This is a genomic window from Streptomyces sp. NBC_01428, from assembly GCF_036231965.1.
Taxonomy (GTDB): domain Bacteria; phylum Actinomycetota; class Actinomycetes; order Streptomycetales; family Streptomycetaceae; genus Streptomyces.
In genome coordinates, this window is record NZ_CP109499.1 from 2081221 (window position 1) to 2099534 (window position 18314).

Annotated in this window: 15 protein-coding genes; 8 read left to right on the top strand and 7 right to left on the bottom strand. The window is 73.2% G+C overall.

Annotated elements, in window-relative coordinates; translation table 11 throughout:
* Window positions 1–70: 70 nt before the first annotated feature.
* Window positions 71–886: a LysR family transcriptional regulator gene (locus OG406_RS09095; RefSeq protein ID WP_329185198.1), complete on the bottom strand. Its 816-nt coding sequence runs from the start codon at window positions 884–886 to the stop codon at window positions 71–73.
* Window positions 887–1026: 140 nt separating this feature from the next.
* Here OG406_RS09095 and OG406_RS09100 point away from each other — a divergent pair, with 140 nt between their 5' ends.
* Window positions 1027–1746 (top strand): SDR family oxidoreductase, encoded by a 720-nt coding sequence (locus tag OG406_RS09100; RefSeq protein ID WP_329185199.1) that lies wholly within the window; start codon window positions 1027–1029, stop codon window positions 1744–1746.
* 134 nt (window positions 1747–1880) lie between these two features.
* Here OG406_RS09100 and OG406_RS09105 read toward each other — a convergent pair whose 3' ends face one another.
* A complete protein-coding gene (locus tag OG406_RS09105; protein ID WP_164371633.1) occupies window positions 1881–2423 on the bottom strand; it encodes an isochorismatase family protein in 543 nt (180 codons plus the stop codon).
* A 399-nt stretch (window positions 2424–2822) separates the two neighbouring features.
* Here OG406_RS09105 and OG406_RS09110 point away from each other — a divergent pair, with 399 nt between their 5' ends.
* Window positions 2823–4862 (top strand): sialidase family protein, encoded by a 2040-nt coding sequence (locus OG406_RS09110; protein WP_329185202.1) that lies wholly within the window; start codon window positions 2823–2825, stop codon window positions 4860–4862.
* 10 nt (window positions 4863–4872) lie between these two features.
* Window positions 4873–6108 carry a DUF4185 domain-containing protein gene (locus OG406_RS09115; protein ID WP_329185203.1) on the top strand — a complete coding sequence of 412 codons (1236 nt, stop codon included), beginning with the start codon at window positions 4873–4875 and terminating at the stop codon, window positions 6106–6108.
* Here the strand turns inward: OG406_RS09115 and OG406_RS09120 are convergent.
* The gene (locus OG406_RS09120; RefSeq protein ID WP_267050045.1) at window positions 6044–7153 is read right to left on the bottom strand and encodes a bile acid:sodium symporter family protein; all 1110 of its coding nucleotides are present in this window, start codon (window positions 7151–7153) and stop codon (window positions 6044–6046) included. The two genes, OG406_RS09115 and OG406_RS09120, sit on opposite strands and share 65 nt — an antisense overlap.
* Before the next feature lie 185 nt (window positions 7154–7338).
* On the opposite strand from OG406_RS09120, the gene OG406_RS09125 reads away from it, so the two are divergent.
* Entirely contained in the window at window positions 7339–8211 is an 873-nt protein-coding gene (locus OG406_RS09125; RefSeq protein WP_164371631.1) for a LysR substrate-binding domain-containing protein, read from the top strand.
* 6 nt (window positions 8212–8217) lie between these two features.
* Here the strand turns inward: OG406_RS09125 and OG406_RS09130 are convergent, their stop codons facing one another.
* Window positions 8218–9195 carry an Lrp/AsnC family transcriptional regulator gene (locus tag OG406_RS09130; protein ID WP_329185205.1) on the bottom strand — a complete coding sequence of 326 codons (978 nt, stop codon included), beginning with the start codon at window positions 9193–9195 and terminating at the stop codon, window positions 8218–8220.
* Window positions 9196–9391: 196 nt separating this feature from the next.
* On the opposite strand from OG406_RS09130, the gene OG406_RS09135 reads away from it, so the two are divergent.
* The 4 genes from OG406_RS09135 (at window position 9392) to OG406_RS09150 (ending at window position 15032) form a co-directional block, all read left to right on the top strand.
* Entirely contained in the window at window positions 9392–10876 is a 1485-nt protein-coding gene (locus tag OG406_RS09135; RefSeq protein ID WP_266851494.1) for an MFS transporter, read from the top strand.
* A gap of 448 nt (window positions 10877–11324) precedes the next feature.
* Entirely contained in the window at window positions 11325–13151 is a 1827-nt protein-coding gene (locus tag OG406_RS09140; RefSeq protein ID WP_329185208.1) for an AMP-dependent synthetase/ligase, read from the top strand.
* A 215-nt stretch (window positions 13152–13366) separates the two neighbouring features.
* Window positions 13367–14158, top strand: coding sequence for an aldo/keto reductase (locus OG406_RS09145; RefSeq protein ID WP_164370462.1), 792 nt, complete (start codon window positions 13367–13369; stop codon window positions 14156–14158).
* Between the two features lie 178 nt (window positions 14159–14336).
* Window positions 14337–15032: a glycoside hydrolase family 75 protein gene (locus tag OG406_RS09150; protein ID WP_164370439.1), complete on the top strand. Its 696-nt coding sequence runs from the start codon at window positions 14337–14339 to the stop codon at window positions 15030–15032.
* A 116-nt stretch (window positions 15033–15148) separates the two neighbouring features.
* On the opposite strand, the gene OG406_RS09155 is transcribed toward OG406_RS09150, so the two are convergent.
* From OG406_RS09155 to OG406_RS09165, 3 genes are all read right to left on the bottom strand, one after another.
* Window positions 15149–15910: an SDR family oxidoreductase gene (locus OG406_RS09155; protein WP_326842007.1), complete on the bottom strand. Its 762-nt coding sequence runs from the start codon at window positions 15908–15910 to the stop codon at window positions 15149–15151.
* A 213-nt stretch (window positions 15911–16123) separates the two neighbouring features.
* A complete protein-coding gene (locus OG406_RS09160; RefSeq protein ID WP_443067060.1) occupies window positions 16124–17101 on the bottom strand; it encodes a class I SAM-dependent methyltransferase in 978 nt (325 codons plus the stop codon).
* Between the two features lie 545 nt (window positions 17102–17646).
* Window positions 17647–18231, bottom strand: coding sequence for a TerD family protein (locus tag OG406_RS09165; protein ID WP_164370441.1), 585 nt, complete (start codon window positions 18229–18231; stop codon window positions 17647–17649).
* Window positions 18232–18314: the final 83 nt, after the last annotated feature.

Genomic DNA, 18314 nt, shown 5'->3' on the forward strand with positions numbered 1-18314 from the left:
CGGCTCCCCGCGACACGGCGGCGGGGCCCCGAACGGCGGGGTGCGCCCCCTGCGCCGGAGGGGCCCCGCCTCAGCCGCGTACCCCCGCGACCTCGGCGAACGCGGCGACCAGGGGAGCGCGGCGGTCCGCCTCCCAGGCGAGGAACACCTGGTCGGGCGGGGCGTCCGTGACGGGCACGTAGGCGATGTCCGGCCGGGAGTACCGCGCGGCCACGGACTCCGGTACGAGCGTGATGCCGGCGCCGCCCGCCACGCGCTCGAACTTCTCCTCGACGGTCCGGATCGGTGTGTCGTCCGGGCCGGGGTCGGAGTAGCGCAGCCAGGTCTCGCCGTCCAGGTCGCAGAGCAGGAGTTCCTGTTTCCCGGCGAGCCGGTGGGCGGCCGGGAGCATGGCGACCCTGGTCTCGCCGAACAGGGGCAGCAGCGTGAGTCCGCGCTCGTCGACGGGCCTGCGGACGTAGGCGACGTCGACGGTCCCGTCGAGGATCAGCTGTTCCTGGTCGTCCCACTCGACGCGCCGGGCGGCCACGTCGACGTCGGGATGGCCGGCGGAGAAGGCGCGCAGGGCGTGGGTGACGACCACGCCGGCCCGGAAGCCCACGACGAGCCTGCGCGGGCCGCGCGCCGCACGATGCGCCCGACGCCGTGCGGCCTCGGCGGCGGCGAGCAACGGGCGCGAGTCGTCGAGGAGTTGACGTCCGGCGGCCGTCAACCGGACACCGTGGCTGTCGCGGTCGAAGAGCCCGGCGTTCACGTCCTTCTCCAGCGACCTGATCTGACGGCTCAGCACCGGCTGCGCGATGTGCAGCCGCTCCGCCGCGCGTCCGAAGTGCAGCAGCTCGGCCACCGCCACGAAGTAGCGGACCTTGCGCAGGTCGAGATCCACGGCCGTCCCTCTCGTCCGTCCGGTGGCGATGCCTTCAGGGTATCGCCGACGCCGGAAGAGGTCTTGGACGGCGGGGCGGTACCGCGCGCAGGCTTGCAGTCACCGGGGCGGCCCCGGGGAACACGCGGAAGGGAACGGACATGGGTCTGCGAGGACAGCGGGTCGTCGTGATCGGCGGTACGGCGGGGATCGGGTTCGCGGTCGCGGAGGCGGCAGCGCGGGAGGGGGCGGAGGTGGTGGTCGCCTCCCGCCGCCGGGAGAGTGTGGAGGCAGCGCTGAAGAGGCTGCCCGCGGGCGCCGAGGGAGAGGTGCTGGACGCCACCGACGAGGAGGCCGTCCGGGAGTTCTTCGGCCGGGTCGGCGCGTTCGACCATCTCGTCTACACCGCGGGTGAGTCCCTGCTCCTGGAGAGCCTCGCCGAGTCGGACCTGACACGGGCCCGGGCCTTCCTGGACACCCGGCTGTGGGGCGCGTACACGGCGGTGAAGCACGGCGCTCCGGCGATCCGGGAGGGCGGCTCGGTGGTCCTGACGACCGGCACGGCCGGGCGCCGGCCCCTGCCGGGGACAACCGTCGCGGCGAGCCTGTGCGGGGCGATGGAGTCGCTCACCAGGGCGCTCGCCCTGGAGCTCGCGCCGCTCCGGGTGAACGTCGTCTCGCCGGGGGTGGTCCGCACGGAGCTGTGGCGGGAGCTGCCCGCCGAGGACCGCGACGGACTGTTCGCGTCCGCCGCCGCCTCCCTGCCCGTCGGCCGGGCGGGCGAACCGGAGGACATCGCCGAGGCCTACCTGTACCTCATGCGCGGCGGCTACAGCACCGGCTCGGTGGTCGTCGTGGACGGGGGCGGGGTGCTGGTCTGAGCCGCGCGCCGTCCGTACGGGAGGGTGCCGGGCCCGGACCAGCACCGACCGTGCGGGGCACGGGATGCCGATGGGAGGGCGGCGCCGTCCTGGAGGCGGCACGCCCTCGCCCACCACGGCGGGACGAACCGGCCTCACCGCCCCGTGAAGCGCACCTCCGCCGCCGCCACGACGGTGCCGAGACGGGGGAAGTCCAGCCGGATGGAGGCGTCGTGCTCGGGGGCGGTGAACGCGGCCATCGCGTCCTCGACGAAGACGAGGTCGTAGCCGAGGTCTCCGGCGGCGCGCGCGGTCGACTCGACCCCGAGGTTGGTGGCGATCCCGCCGAACACCAGGGTGGAGACACCGTGTTCGCGCAGCTTGTCGTCGAGACCGGTGCCCTGGAACCCGCCGATGGTCCGCTTCACGATCTCCAGGTCGCCCGCCTCGGCGAGCCCGGCGACGAGTCCGCTGCCGGGAGGCTGCTCGGGCACGCCGGACCGCTCGACCCGGACGAGCACGACGAGCGCGCCCGCCTTGCGGAAGGCGGCCGCCAACTCCTCCGCGGTGGTCAGGACTTCGGTGCCCTTGTGGGGCGCCAGGGGCAGCGCCACGATGCGCTCCATCAGATCGACGAGCACGAGGGCGGTGCACGCCGGATCGAGGGCGAGACGGGGTTCGGCTTCGGGTGCGGTCATGACGGAACGTTAGCCCGCATCAGCCGTCCGTACCGGAAATCCGGATCAACAAGCCCGTGAACTGCTCTCGCCGGGGCCGTCGGGCGGGTCACGGCCGGCCGGGGCGACCCGCGTTCCCGCGGTCCCGGACCCTCCCACGCCCTTCCGCCGTACGGCCACGAACCGACACGCGCGGCTGTCCCGCGTCCGGTCCCACCGGGGTGGGCCGAGGCAAGGTGATCTTGCGTCCGAACGTGCCGGACGCCCCTCGACGGGCAGGCGAAAATCTGGCGTGAACACGACCGGTGCACGCTTCTTGTGAGGTGCGCGAGGCCCCAAGTAGCGTCTGCGGCGCGAACGTTGGACGTGGGATGTCCAGAGAATCCGGATGGCCCAGCCGTACGAAGGGCAGGTCGCACCATGCCGTCACGCCTCCGCAGCCGTCCGAGATCCGTCCTCGCCGCGCGACCGGGCCCGCGCTTACCCGCCCGCCGACGGCCCGCCTCCACCCCCCGACCGCGCCAGCCGTCCCGCACCCGTCCGTGCGCCGCCCTCACGGCCCTCCTCGCCGCCGTCGCACTGCTCACGCTGCCCGGCACGGCCCACGCCGCACCGGCCGACGCCACACCGGCCGACACGGTCACGGCCGCCGTCACCGCTCCGGCCACCGACACCGCCACCGCCACCGCCACCGCGCCCGGCGCGTTCGAGCAGCAGGTGCTGTTCAAGGCCTCCCAGGATCCCGGCTACGCCTGCTTCCGCATCCCGTCGGTCGTGCGGACCACCGACGGGACGCTGCTGGCGTTCGCCGAGGGGCGCGTCCTGAACTGCGGTGACGCGGCGGACATCGACATCGTGGTGAAGCGCTCCGGCGACGGCGGGCGCACCTGGAGCCCGCTGCGTGTCGTCAACGACGGGGGCGGCGACACCCACGGCAACCCCACCCCGGTCGTCGACCGCGAGACGGGCCGGATCCTGCTCGCCGAGACCTACAACACGGGCCGGACCGACAGCGCGAGCTGCTCCGTGCCGTGCGACCGCACCCCGCACCTCCAGTACAGCGACGACGACGGTCTCAGCTGGTCGCAGCCGCGCGACCTGAGCGACGAGATCCTGCCCGCGAACTGGAACTCCTGGTACGCCACCGGCCCGGTGCACGGCATCCAGCTCACCCGCGGACGCCACGCGGGACGCCTCGTCCTCGCCGTCAACACCGAGACGTGGAACGGCAGTCGGGTCACCGCCAACAACGCCGCGCTCGTCACCAGTGACGACGGCGGCGACCACTGGGACATCGGCGCCCGGGACTCCTGGCCGATCGCGGACGACGGGACCTTCCGGCAGAAGCCGTCCGAGATGACGCTCGCCGAGCGGACCGACGGATCGGTCCTGGTCAGCGGCCGCGAGCAGGACGGCACCGACCTGGGACACCGCACCCAGGCGGTGAGCCGGGACGGCGGCGACAGCTTCGTGTCGCCCTTCGCCGCCCTGCCCGACCTGTACGCGCCGCAGGTACAGGGCTCGGTGCTGCGCGTCGGCGACCGGATCCTGCTGGCCTGCCCCGGCGACCCGGACCGCCGCCGGACCATGATGATCCGCTCCTCCTACGACGGCGGCCGCACCTGGGACAGCGTCGACCGGGGCACCGTCGTGACCACCGACTGGTCGGGCTACTCCGACCTCGTGCGGATCGACGGCGACGCGGTGGGCCTGCTGTACGAGGGAGGCGCCGTCGACGCCCGCGACGAGATCCGCTTCGCCCGCTTCACCGAGGACTGGCTCCGGCCCCGCCGGGGCCCCGACCCGACGACCGCCGACCTCGTGCCGTTCGCCCGGCCCGCCGCGGTCCTCGGCGGCGCCCACGAGACGGCGGGCGTCCGGGGCGGCGCGCTGGAGTTCGACGGCACCGACGACGCCGTACGGCTGCCCTACAGCAGCCGACTTCCGCTGGGGACAAAGGACTTCACGGCCACCCTGTGGTTCCGTTACACGGCCACCACCGGTGAACAGCCCCTGCTGTGGATGGGCGGGATCGGAACGACACAGCCTCAGGTGTGGGTGCGCGGGGAGCCGGCGTCCGGCCGGATCACCGGTCTCATCACCACGAGGAACGGTGCGGCGGCCCCGGCCACCGCGTCCGTGCGGACCACGAGCGCGTACAACGACGGCCAGTGGCACCGTCTGGCGCTGCGCCGCGGCGGCGGACAGCTCACCCTGTCCGTCGACGGGGCGGCCGTGAGCACCGCGGACGTGCCCGGATCGGTCAGCCGGAACGCACCGTTCGGGGTGCACATCGGCCAACGGACCGACAGCCGCGCGTACTTCACCGGTGCCATCGACGACGTACGCGTCCAGGACCGGGCGTTGAGCGACGCCGAACTGGCGGCCGAGCCCGCGGCGCACGTCACCCGCGACACCGTCCTGTGGCTCCCCATGGACCGGGTGGCCGGAGGCCGCTAACGTCCCGCCCGTGCCCGACGAAGCACGCACGCGACGGCGGACCGGGACCGGGCTCGGCGTGCTGCTGGCCCTGGTCTCGGCCGCCGTGCTGCTCACCGCCCTCCCGGACCGCGACCGGGAGGGCGGCGGCACCTGCGCCGCCCGCACCGTGCGGTCGTGGTCCGTGGACGCCCGACGCACGGACGCGTTCGCGCGGTACGGGGACGACGCCGGCCGCGCCGACGACTGGACCGGCGGCGACGGGACCCACTCGGTGCGGCTTCCGGACGGCCGGCTGCTGTGGCTGTTCTCGGACACCTATCTCGGGCGGGTGTACGCGCCGCCGAACCCGGCCGGCGAGTCGTACGCCTGGCGGGACGCGAGCACGCCCCTCGTGCGCAACGCGGCGGTCGTGATGTCGCGCGACGGCCGACCGCTGAGCACGCTGCCCGCGCCGCTGTTCCCCGACCCGGCGCCCCAGCAGTGGCGCTGGCCGGTGGCGGCCCGCGTCGAACCCCGCTCCCCCGGCTCCGGCGAGCAGGTCCTGCGCGTCCTGCTGTGGACGCGCTCCACGGGCCCGGCGCCCTGGATCTACGGGGTGCCAGCGGCCACCGAGGTCGCCACGCTGTCCCTGCCCGCGCTGCGCCTCGAAGGCATCACCACGGTCCTGGACCAGCGTCCCGTGCGGGACGCCTCCCGGCGGGTCCTCTTCGGCACCGCGGCCGTCGACGCGGACGGCTGGACGTACGTCTTCGGCGGCGACGACGGCCGCGCCGTCGGGCGCCGGGCCTCGCGGGCGTACGTGGCGCGGGTGCCGAGCGGCCGGCTCGGCGAGCCGGGGGCCTGGGAGTACTGGGACGGCACGGCGTGGACGGTACGGGGACGTCCCGCGCCGGTGCTCGGGAACGGCCGGAGCACGGGCGTGGGCAGCGCGTTCACCGTCGTGCGGGACGGCGGGACGTACGTCCTGTTCACCATGGCGGCGGGCGCCGCGGGCCTGACCACGATCACCTCGTACTGGGCGTGCGCGCCGACCGGGCCCTGGCACGGGCCCGCCCGGGGCTTCCGTCCGCGGCTGCCGCTGGGCGAGGTGGCGGCGTACAACCCGCAGGCCCATCCCGAACTGGACGGGGGCGGCCGGATCGTCCTGAGCTACGACGTCAACTGGCTGGACGCCACGGGCGGTGCGGCGCAGACGAACCTCAGCCGGAACGTGTCCCTGTACCGACCGCGCTTCGTGACGCTGCGCCTGGGGGCGCCTTCCTAGGGTTCCCGCCCGATCCGGTCGCGCCGCCCGCACCGCGCGTTCCGCCGGTGCCCGTCGTCGCGTCCGGGCGGTCCGGGCCGGTCCCGTCGGACGGTCCCGTCGCCTCGGGGTCGCGGGCGCGGCGCTTGGCGATCACCGCGCACACCATCAGCTGCATCTGGTGGAAGAGCATCAGCGGGAGCACGGCGAGCGAGGCGTGCGCGCCGAACAGCACGCTGGCCATGGGCAGTCCGGAGGCGAGCGACTTCTTCGACCCGGCGAACTGGATGGCGATCCGGTCCTCCCGACCGAAGTGCAGCGCCTTGCCGCCGTACCAGGTGAGGACCAGCATCACGGCGAGCAGCACCGCCTCGACGGCCAGCAGCCCCGCCAGCCGGACGGCGCTGACCTGGTGCCAGATGCCCTGCACCATGCCCTCGCTGAACGCGGTGTAGACGACGAGCAGGATCGACCCGCGGTCGACGTAGCCGAGGACCTTCTTGTGCCGGGTGATGAACGCGCCGATCCAGGGCCGCAGCACCTGTCCGGCGACGAAGGGCACGAGCAGCTGCAGCACGATCTTGACGAGCGCGTCGGCGGAGAACCCGCCGCCGCTGTTGCCGAGCAGGGCGGCGGCGAGCAGCGGCGTGATGACGATGCCGGCCAGCGAGGAGAAGGAGCCGGCGCAGATCGCGGCGGGCACGTTGCCGCGCGCGATCGAGGTGAAGGCGATCGACGACTGGATGGTCGAGGGAACGAGGGTGAGGAAGAGCAGACCCGTGTACAGGTCGTGCGTCAGGAACACCGGGACCAGGCCGCGGGCGGCGAGGCCGAGCAGCGGGAACACCACGAAGGTGCACACCAGCACCGTGGTGTGCAGCCGCCAGTGCTTGACGCCCTCCACCGCCTCACGGGTCGACAGCCGGGCGCCGTACAGGAAGAAGAGGAACGCGATCGCCGCCGTGGACGCCCCCGAGGCGACGTCCGCCCCCGTCCCGCTCGCCGGGAACAGGGCGGCGAGCCCCACGGTCCCGAGCAACAGCAGGATGTACGGATCGATCGGCATCCAACTCGGCCACTGCAGGCGTTTCACGGTGCTCCACTACTCGTTCGGTGCGTCGGTCGGGGCCGGCCGGGGTGCCGTTCGGGCCGGCCCGGGTCGTGCCCTCTCCATCGTCCTCTCCCCCTCCGCGATCGGGAATCCTTCACACCGCTCTGACTGTCATCACGATCCACGATAACGTGATCGGAATGTACGACCCTTCGCAGCTGCGTACGTTCCTTGCGGTGGCGCAGACCCTCAGCTTCACGCAGGCAGCCCGGCGGCTCGGGGTGCGCCAGTCGACGGTCAGTCAGCACGTGCGCCGGCTGGAGGACGCGGCGGGGCGGCAGTTCTTCTCCCGGGACACGCACTCCGTGGAGCTCACCGAGGACGGCGAGGCGATGCTCGGGTTCGCGCGGCGGATCCTGGAGGTGCAGGACCAGGCCATGGCGTTCTTCGCGGGGACACGGCTGCGCGGCCGGCTGCGCTTCGGCGCCTCCGAGGACTTCGTGCTCACCCGGCTGCCCGAGATCCTGGAGGGGTTCCGCTCCGACCATCCCGAGGTCGACCTGGAGCTGACGGTCGAGCTGTCGGGCACCCTGCACGAGCGGTTGGCGGCGGGCCACCTCGACCTGGTGCTGGCGAAGCGGCGGCCCGAGGACCCGGTCGGCCAACTCGTCTGGCACGACCACCTGGTGTGGATCGGCGCCCCGCGGCTGCGCCTCGACCCCGACCGCCCGGTGCCGCTGATCGTCTATCCGCCGCCGGGCATCACCCGCGCGCTCGCCCTGGAGGCGCTGGAACTCCAGGGCCGGTCCTGGCGCATCGCCTGCACCAGCGGCAGCCTCAACGGGCTGATCGCCGCGGCCCGCGCGGGTCTCGGCGTCATGGCCCACTCCCGGGGACTCGTGCCGCCGGGGCTGGCCCGGGTCCCGGAGCGGGCGGGCCTGCCCACACTCGGTGAGGTGGACTTCGTGCTGGTGCACGGGCGCCGGAGGCCGTCGGCGCAGGGGGCGGCGGACGCGCTCGCGGCGGCGATCCTGGCCGGCGGGGACCGGCTGCACCGGGGGCGGCGCGGCTGACGGAGGTCAGCGGAGCCGGGTGTACGTGAGCTGCTTGACCCGGCGCAGGAACGGCGTCGTCTCCACGTACTGGACACCGTCGAGCCGGCCGAGCGGGCCGCTCAGATACGCGTAGAGGCCGGCCGTGTCGGGGACGACGGCGGTCACCACGATGTTGGAGGGGCCGGCCGTCGCGGAGGCGAAGGCGACCTCGTCGTGGGCCGCCAGGGCCTGCCCGACGGAGTGGAGGGCGGCGGGGGCCGCGGTGATCCACAGACAGGCGGCGAGGGGGTAGCCGAGGATCTCCGAGTGGTACTCGACGTCGATGTACACGGCGCCGGAGGCGAGCAGCGCGGACAGCCGGCGTTTGACGGCCGACTCGGAGCGCCCGGTGGCGCGTTGCAGCTCGGGGTAGGTGGCGCGGCCGTCGCGTTCGAGGGCGGCCACGAGGGGTTCGTCCTCGGGGTCGATCCGGGCGGGCCCGTCCGCCGCCGGCCGCTCGGGGCGCAGGGCGGCGACCTGGTCGCCGGTCAGCGCGGCGAACTTGCGGGTCCAGCCGTCGGGTCCGCCGAAGAAGCGGTGGATCAGCTGGTGGGCCCGGATCTCCAGGATGCTCGGGGTACGCGGGAGTTTGCCGAGCAGCAGGTCGTCGCGGTCACCGGGGCTGCGCGGCCGGGTCATGCACACCACCTCGGTGCCGCCGGAGGCCAGCCCGATCCAGGCGGTGTCGGGGCGTTTGGCGAGGGCGTCCGCGATGGCCTCGACGCCGTCGGGCGTGCAGCGCAGCCGCAGCATCCAGTGGTCCTGGCCGAGCCGCTGGGCGTCCCGGACGGCGACGACCCGCAGGCCGGCCTCGGCGCACAGCCGGCGGTAGCGCCGGGCGATCGTCTGGTCGGAGGCGTCCAGCACCTCCCCGATCCGGCTGAAGGAGGCCCGTCCGTTCACCTCCAGGGCGGCGAGCAGTTGCAGATCGAGGCTGTCGAGGCTGTGGGATTCCATCTTCATGTGGCCTGCCTCTGTCGGATTCCGTCGGTCGCGGACCGTCGACCGCTGCGATCGGCCGGTGCCACCCCATCGTACGGAGAGAAGCGAGCCGACCGGCACAACGGTGCCGGCGGAGTCGGCCGGATCGGCGGCGAGAGTCCCCCGTGCCCGTGGCACGGGGACGCACGGGGATCCGGCGGTACAGGGAGATGAGGCCATGCGTAAGTGGGGGCCGCTGACGGCGGTGTGCCTGGGCACGTTCATGTTGCTGCTGGACGTGACGATCGCGATCGTCGCGCTGCCGGACATGGCGAGGGGGCTGCACGCCTCGCTGAGCGATCTGCAGTGGGTGATCGACGGCTACGCGCTGGCGCTCGCCGCGCTGCTGCTGGGGGTGGGGGCGGCCGCCGACATCCTGGGCCGCCGCCGGGTGCACGTGGCGGGGGTCGCGCTGTTCGCGGCGGCGTCGCTGTGGTGCGGGCTGGCGACCGGGCCCCAGATGCTGGTGACCGCCCGGGTGGTCCAGGGGGTCGGCGCGGCGGCGACGCTCGCGACGACGCTGCCCCTGCTCGGCTCGGTCTACCGGGGGCGGGACCGGTCCACCGCGCTCGGCGTGTGGGGCGCGGTCAGCGGCAGCGCCGCGGCGGTCGGTCCGGTGCTGGGCGGGCTGCTGACCGAGGGGCCCGGCTGGCGGTGGATCTTCTTCGTGAACCTGCCGGTGAGCGTGGCGGCGGTGTGGCTGACGCTGAAGGTGGTGCCGGAGTCGAAGGGCCCGCGTGGCCTGCGGATCGACTGGGCGGGCACGGCGGCGTTCGCCTGCTTCACGGGAGCGACGACCTTCGCGGTGGTGCGGGCGGGGTCCGACGGCTGGGCGTCGGCCGTGACCACCGGCTCCTTCGCGGTCGCGGCGGCGGCGCTGCTCGCCTTCGTCCTGGTCGAGCGCCGGGTGGCGCAGCCGCTGCTCGATCTGGCGCTGCTGCGCAAGCCCGCCTTCGTCGGCGTGATGCTGGGCGCGCTCGCCTTCAACGGGGCGGCGTTCGGTGTCATCCCGTACCTCTCGATCTGGATGCAGACGGTGCTGGGGCTGGGTCCGGTGCACGGCGGGCTCACCCTGCTGCCGATGACCGGCGCCTCGGTGGTCGTCGCGATCCTCGCCGGCAAGCTGCTGCACGGGGCTCCGGCCTGGCTCACGATCGGCGGCGGGCTGCTGCTGATCGGCTCGGGGGTCCTGTGCCAGGCCGTCCTCGACGCGGGCACGGGCTGGACGGTGCTGGTGCCGGGCCTGGTGCTCGTCGGGATCGGCGTCGGCCTGGTCGCCCCGGCGCTCGCGGGAGCCGCGCTCGCCTCCGTGCCGCAGGAGCGGGCGGGCATGGCGAGCGGCGCGGTGAACACGGTCCGGCAGCTCGGGTACGCGCTCGGGGTGGCCGCCTTCGGGACCGTGCTGATCTCCCGGATGCGCGACACGCTGTCGCACGACGCCGCGCACACCCTGGCGGGCGGCGGCGCCGGGGCGCTGCGGGGCACGGTCTCCGAGCACACGCTGCGGGCCGCGTTCGCCTCGGGACTCGACGCGGCGTCGGTGGCGGCCGGGGTGACGGCGCTGGTCGCGGGCGCGCTCGTCGTGATCCTGGTCCGGACGCCGCGCGCGGCCGCGAGCCCCGCGGGCGCTCCGGCGGAGAAGGTGCCGGCGCCCCAGGGCTGAGACGCGCCGGAGCCGGTCCCGGCCCTCCAGGGATCGGTCCGGCGCGTGCTCCCTCGGCGCCCTGGCCGCCGGGGAGGGTCGTCCCGGCCCCGGACGCGGCCTGCCCGCGACCGGGGCCGTCGCGGGCTCCGGAGGCGCGCCGCGCCGGGCGCGGAGCGGGGGTCCCGGGGTCGGCCGAGGGGGTTCGGACGGCTTCCGGAGGGGGAGGATTCCCCTCCGGCGCGGGTGGCGCCGCGGACTGGTGCGGGGTCGTACAGATTCCGTGGAGATTGCGGACCCGAAACCTACGGAACCGTAGGCAATTCTGTCCGGCCCTTCCCCTTGTGCGGGCATTTCCTCGGCTGACCAGTGCGGACGCCGTGTCCGTCGGCGGTTCGAGCCCCCTCCCGTCCGGTCTCGGGGTGGGGTAGCTTTCACGGCGCTGTGCGGAGCGCCACGAGGAGCGGTATTGCGCGAGTTCACCAACCCCCCGTTGGCGTCGGCGCCGCCGGTGGGCGGCCTGGCCGACGTCGTCTTCGAGTATGCCCAGGAGGACCCGCTGCGCATCGCGCTCGGCCGCAAGGACGAGCGGGGAGAGTGGCGCGACGTCACCGCCGCCGAGTTCCGCGACGAGGTCCTGGCCCTGGCCAAGGGCCTCCTCGCCCAGGGCGTCCGGTTCGGCGACCGCGTCGCCATCATGTGCCGCACCCGGTACGAGTGGACCCTCTTCGACTTCGCCCTGTGGACGGTCGGCGCCCAGGTCGTGCCCGTCTATCCCACGTCCTCCGCCGAGCAGGTCTTCTGGATGCTGCACGACGCGCAGGTGTCGGCGGTCATGGTGGAGCACGAGGACCACGCGATGACCATCGCCACGGTCGTGGACCGGCTGCCCACGCTCCAGCAGCTGTGGCAGCTCGACGCGGGCGCGGTGCACGAGCTGTACGAGGCCGGCGCGCACATCGACGACGACGTGGTGCACCGGCACCGCCGGGCCGTCACCCCCGAGTCGACCGCGACGATCATCTACACCTCGGGCACGACCGGGCGGCCCAAGGGCTGTGTCGTGTCGCACGAGAACTTCATGTTCGAGGCGGACACCGTCATCGAGCGCTGGGAGCCGGTCTTCCACTCCAAGCGCGGCGACGAGGCGGCGACCCTGCTGTTCCTGCCGCTCGCGCACGTCTTCGGGCGGATGGTGCAGGTGGCCGCGGTGCGCGGGAGGGTCAAGTTCGGCCACCAGCCGCAGCTGAACGCGGCCGCGCTGCTCCCGGACCTGGCCGCCTTCCGGCCGACCTTCTTCCTGGCCGTGCCCTACATCTTCGAGAAGGTGTTCAACGCCGCGCGCCGCAAGGCCGAGAAGGAAGGCAGATCGGGCCCCTTCGAGAAGGCCGTCGACGTGGCCGTGCGCTACGCGGACGCCGTCGAGTCGAAGGCCTGGGGCATCGGCCCCGGCCCCTCCGCGAGTCTGCGCATGCAGCACCAGGTCTTCGACAAGCTCGTCTACTCCAAGGTGCGGGCCGCGATGGGCGGCCGGGTCAAGCACGCCATGTCGGGCGGTTCGGCGATGGACCGGCGGCTCGGACTGTTCTTCGCGGGCGCGGGCGTCGTCATCTACGAGGGCTACGGGCTCACCGAGTCCACGGCCGCCGCGACCGCGAACCCGCCCGAGCGCACCCGGTTCGGCACCGTCGGACAGGCCATCCCGGGCACCACCGTGCACATCGCGGACGACGGCGAGATCTGGCTGCACGGCGGCAACGTGTTCCAGGGCTATCTCAACAACGACAAGGCCACGGACGCCACCCTGCACGACGGCTGGCTCGCCACCGGTGACCTCGGCTCCCTGGACGAGGACGGCTATCTCACGATCACCGGGCGCAAGAAGGAGATCCTGGTGACCTCCGGCGGCAAGAGCGTCTCGCCGGGCGTGCTGGAGGAACGGGTGCGCGACCATCCGCTGGTGGCGCAGTGCATCGTGGTCGGCAACGACCGTCCGTACATCGCGGCGCTCGTCACCCTCGACTCCGAGGCGGTCGAGCACTGGCTCCAGATGCGGGGCAAGCCGCAGCTGGCCGCCGGCGACCTGGTGCGCGACGCCGACCTGGAGACCGAGGTGCGGCGCGCCGTGGTCGCCGCGAACACGCTGGTCTCGCAGGCCGAGTCGATCCGTACGTTCCGGATACTGGCCCACCAGTTCACCGAGGAGCACGGGCTGCTGACCCCCTCGCTGAAGCTGAAGCGCAAGGCGATCGAGAAGGCGTACACGACGGAGGTCGAGGCGCTGTACCGGGCGTAGCGGCAGGACAGCACGGGCGCGGTACGCGGTGGGGCCGGCGCGGCGGGGGTCGGTGCGGTGGGCCTTTCGGCCAATCTGTATTTCACAGGACCGCGGGCCCGGTCAGGAATGCATCACGGGCCGTGATCGTTGACCATGGGAGTACCACCCGACGACTGAAGGATCGAGAGCTCGTGAGCAAGGTCCCCCCGATCATCCTGAACAACGGCGTCGAGATGCCGCAGCTGGGCTTCGGTGTCTGGCAGGTGCCGGACGACGAGGCGGAGCGGGCGGTCGCCACCGCGCTGGAGTCCGGGTACCGCAGCATCGACACCGCGGCGATCTACGGCAACGAAGAGGGCACCGGCAAGGCCATCGCCGCGTCGGGCGTCCCCCGCGAGGAACTCTTCGTCACCACCAAGCTCTGGAACAGCGACCAGGGGTACGACTCCACCCTGCGCGCCTTCGACACCTCGCTGGAGAAGCTCGGCCTGGACCACGTGGATCTGTACCTGATCCACTGGCCGATGCCCTCCCGCGGCACGGCGATCGACTCGTTCAAGGCCTTCGAGAAGATCCACGCCGACGGCCGCGCCAAGGCCATCGGCACGTCGAACTTCCTGCCGGAGCACCTGGCGAAGCTGATCGACGAGACGTCGGTCATCCCGGCCGTCAACCAGATCGAGCTGCACCCGCACCTCCAGCAGAACGCCGCCCGTGAGTTCCACGCGGAGCAGGGCATCGCGACCGAGGCCTGGTCGCCGCTGGGCCAGGGCAAGGGCCTCCTGGAGGTTCCCGCGATCGTCGCGATCGCCCAGAAGCACGGCCGCACCCCCGCACAGGTCGTACTGCGCTGGCACATCCAGCTCGGCAACGTCGTGATCCCGAAGTCCGTGACCCCGTCGCGGATCAAGGAGAACATCGACGTGTTCGACTTCTCCCTGGACACCGAGGACATCGCGGCCATCTCCGCTCTGAACGAGGACCGCCGGCTCGGCCCGGACCCGGCCACGTTCGAGATCGGCTGACCGGACCGCACCGACCACCACCGCCGGCCCGGACGCTTCGAAGCGTCCGGGCCGGCGGCTTTTTTCGCATCCTGGACCGGACCAACTCCGCGGAAGGTCTTGACGCGGTCATGCAAGGAGGGCCACCTTGTACGGCAACCCAGTAAGGAAAGTTTCCTAACAGAAGGGTTCCCCCACAGTGCGCACTCGAACACTGACCCTGTCCGCGGCCGCCTGCGCCGCGCTCCTGGCCGGCGCCGCCCTCCCGGCCCAGGCCTCAGGAACCGTCAACCCCCGCTCGGCACAGGAGGGTTCGGTCAGCGCGGCCTCCCTGCTCGCCAAGGTGACGTCCTGTTCGCAGATCTCCAGCGGCAAGTACCGCACCGACGAGGAGACGTCGGCCACGATTCCCGTGTGCGGCAAGAACGGCGCCGTGTTCTGGAAGGCCGACATGGACATCGACTGCGACGGCCAGGTCACCAGCAGGTGCAGCGCCGACACCGACCCCTGGTTCCAGGACGACACGGCCTTCCACCAGTCCAACGGCCAGCCGCTGCGCGCCGATTCGCTTCCCTACGTGGTGGTGCCGTCCACCAGCAGCATCTGGAAGTACACGAGTTCGGGCATCAAGGGCGGCGGCGTGGTCGCCGTCATATACAACAACAAGGTCGAGTACGCGGTGGTCGGCGACACCGGTCCGACGAGCATCATCGGTGAGGCCTCGTACGCCACGGCGAGCGCGCTCGGCATCGACCCCGACCCGGAGACGGGCGGCACCGACTCCGGCGTGACGTACATCGTGTTCAAGAACGCGCAGGTGTCGCCCATCGAGAGCCACACCGCGGCCGTGACGCTCGGCAATTCGCTGGCCCAGCAGTTCCTGGCCAACAACTGACCGACGTCGCAGCGCCGTCGGCCGCTCCCCGCAGCAGGTCCGCGCGGAGCGGCCGGTGGCCTGTCTCCCGCGCCGGTGAGGCCGTTCGCGCGGCACGGCCTCACCGGCCGCCGGGTTCAGGCGGGCTGGCCGATCGGGCGGACGACCACGGTGTTCACGTCGACCCCCGCGGGCTGCCCGACGGCCCACACGATCGAGTCGGCGAGCTGGTCCGCCGTCAGGAGATGTCCCGGCGGCAGGCTCCCGTAGCTGTCCCAGAACGGCGTCTCCACCCGGCCGGGGGAGATCAGGGTCACGCCCACCCCGAACTCGGTGACCTGACGCCGGGTGTTCTCGGCGAGCCCGGTCACCGCCCACTTGGTGGCCCCGTAGATGTTGCCGGGCGTGTTCACGTGCCCGGCCACACTGCCGATCAGCACGATGCGGCCACGGCTCTCCTTGAGCGCCTCGACGGACGCCCTGATGAGCAGCGCGGGCCCGAGCACGTTCGTCAGCACCATCTCGGTCCAGCCGGCCGGGTCGCCCTCGGCGACCGTGTCGTGCGTCGCGAATCCGGCGTTGGCGACGACGGTGTCGAGCCGTCCGAACTCCTTGACCGTCGCCTCGACCGCCGCCCGCACCTGGTCGTACTCGGCCGCGTGTCCGACGAACGTCAACAGCCCCTCGGGCTTGCCGAGTTCCTCCGCGAAGTCGCGCAGCCGCTCCGCCCCGCGCCCCGTCACGGCCACCCGGTGCCCGGCACCGAGCAGCCGCCGCGCGACCGCGGCTCCGATACCGCTGCCGCCGCCGGTGATGAGGGCCACGGGAGCGTCGGGTGCCGGCGCGGCTCCGTCGTCACGGCCGGTGTCGGTGTCGGGTGTGGCGCCCGTGTCGGTCATGGTCTACCCCCAGAGAGTCCGGCCGGCCGCCCCACCGACGGCCCGTCCGCGGGTCCGCACTGCCACGGACCGGTGTACGGCGGACCCCGGGAGTCCATCACTTGGAGCGCTCTCGATGTCAAGGGGCGCCGAACACAAGGGAATTGGGCTGCCGGTCCGTCATCTCGGGGCCTCCGTCGCACGGACCCTCGCCGGTGCCGGACCTGCCGACCGCTACTCCGGTGCCGGACCTGCGGACGGCTGCTCCGGCTTCACCCCCACGTGCACCGTCATCGCCGTCAGGACGAACGTGTCGGTGCGGTGGTGGACGCTCGCCTTGTCGTCCGGGTCGAGGAGGCGGTCGAGGGTGGTGACGTCCTCGGGGGTGAGGCCCTCGGCGAGGCCGTCGCGCCGGCGGGCGAGGGAGGCGACGACGAAGGCGCGGGCCTCGTCCGAGAGGGGGGCGGGGAGGTCGACGATGAAGGTGCGGGTCGCCACGTGGCGCAGACCGACGGCGGTGAGCAGGGCCGGCCAGTCCTCCGTCTCGGACACCGCACCGGGCAGGTCCTCCCGCATCCGCGTGAACCACTCGTCGTGCACGGCGTCGACGCGGGCCTGCAGACCCGGCCGGCCGATGCCGATGTCGCGGGGCAGGAACCGTGTGGGCAGGCCGCCTTCGAGGAGGGCGAGGGTCCCGCCCGGGGCCAGACCGCGCACGCATCCCGCGAGGGCGGCGCGCTGGTCGCCGACGTGGTGCAGCGAGCGACTGGCCCAGATCAGGTCGGCGGGGTACTCGACGTCCCCGATGCCGTCCTGGAGTTCGGCCTCCACGGTGCTGAAGCGGTCGGCGACGCCGAGACGTTCGGCGCGGGACCGGGCCTCCGCGAGCAGCGGTTCCGCGCCGTCCACGGCGACGATCCGCGCGCCGGGAAAGGTCTCGGCGAGCAGGCAGGAGACGACGCCGGGGCCACTGCCCGCGTCCACGACCAGTCCGGGCTCGGGGCGCTGCTCGCGCAGCCACGACGCGGCCTCGGTGTAGGCCGGGGAGAACAGCTCCGCCTCCCGCACCAGCAGCGGCAGCATCTCGGCGAAGTCCACGTGGGTGTGGCCGTGGGTGTGGCCGTGGCCGTGCGCGTGCTGGTGTGCCGGAGCACCGGCCACCGCGTCCCGGTGGTGCGCCGGGTCGTGCCCGTGGTCGTGGTCCTGTGCCATGGCGGAAGCCTCTCTATCGGGATGCCGACAGCGTGCCCGTGCCTCCCGGAAACGGCCAGTCGCCTTGCTCGAACGGCAAAAAGAGGGGCTCCGCCCGAGGGACGCGTGGGCGGCGAGCGGGCGGGGCCGGTCGCGGTGGAGTCCGTGATCCGTCGGGGGCGGGGGCGGGTGGCCGGCCGTCGCACGGTGATCCGTGGAATGGGGCGCGGGGATGCTGTCCCCCCGGCCCGGGGGGCGCTTGGCCCGGGAGGAGGCCGCCTGACCCGGAGGGGCACCTGGCCCGGGGGGCGCCGTTTGGACCGGGAGAGGGGCGCCTGGCCCGGAGGGGCGCCTGGCCCGGGAGGGGTTTGCCCGGCCCGGAGGGGCGCCTGGCCCGGAGGGGCGCCTGGCCCGGGAGGCGTTTGCCCGGCCCGGGGAGGCCGCGGCCCCCTCCCGCGAAGGGGGCCGCGCAGCGTCACGCCGTCCCTGACGGCGTCCGGTCGGCTACGACGGCCCGGGCTCCGGCCTCGTGCCCGGGCCGGCCGGCAAGGACCGCCGCCCGTCGGTCACTTGCTGACGGCGAACCGCATGAGGGCGTTCTCGTCGCCCTGCTTGATCTTCCCCGTCAGGTTGATCACCTGGAGCTTCCAGGCATTGCCGTCACGCTGGGCCTTGGCCACCGCGCAGCCGTTGTCCTGCGACAGCAGGCTCGGCCAGATGTCGGCGACCTGCGTGCTGCTGCCCCCGGTGGCGTCGTACACCTTGAAGCTGATGTTGCGCGCCTTCTGGAAGGAACTGCCCTTCTTGTAGGCGGCGGCGATGAACACGATGGACGTGATGTTGGGCGGGACGCGGGCGAACTCGACGGTGACGGTCTCGTCGTCGCCGTCCCCGCGGCCGGTCTGGTTGTCGCCGCTGTGCAGCAGCGAGCCGTTGCCCATCGGGTCGAGGGAGTCGAGGCCCGCGAGGCGCACCGGCTCGCCGCCCTGCATGGCGATGGCGATCAGGTCGAGGTCGGTTCCACTCTTGCGCCGGAGCGCGCCCAGCACCCCGCCGCTGCTTCCGGAGGTGGGGTCCCAGGACACCCCTATGGACAGGTGGGTGACACCGGCCAGATCCGCCGGGCCGTCTTCCTTGGTGAGCGTCATCATGCGTGGATCATCCTCTGCGAGATGGGACTGCGTCAGGCAAATTGTGCCTGGGGGCTTTCGGCCCGTGAGCCGGGGCCGTCGAT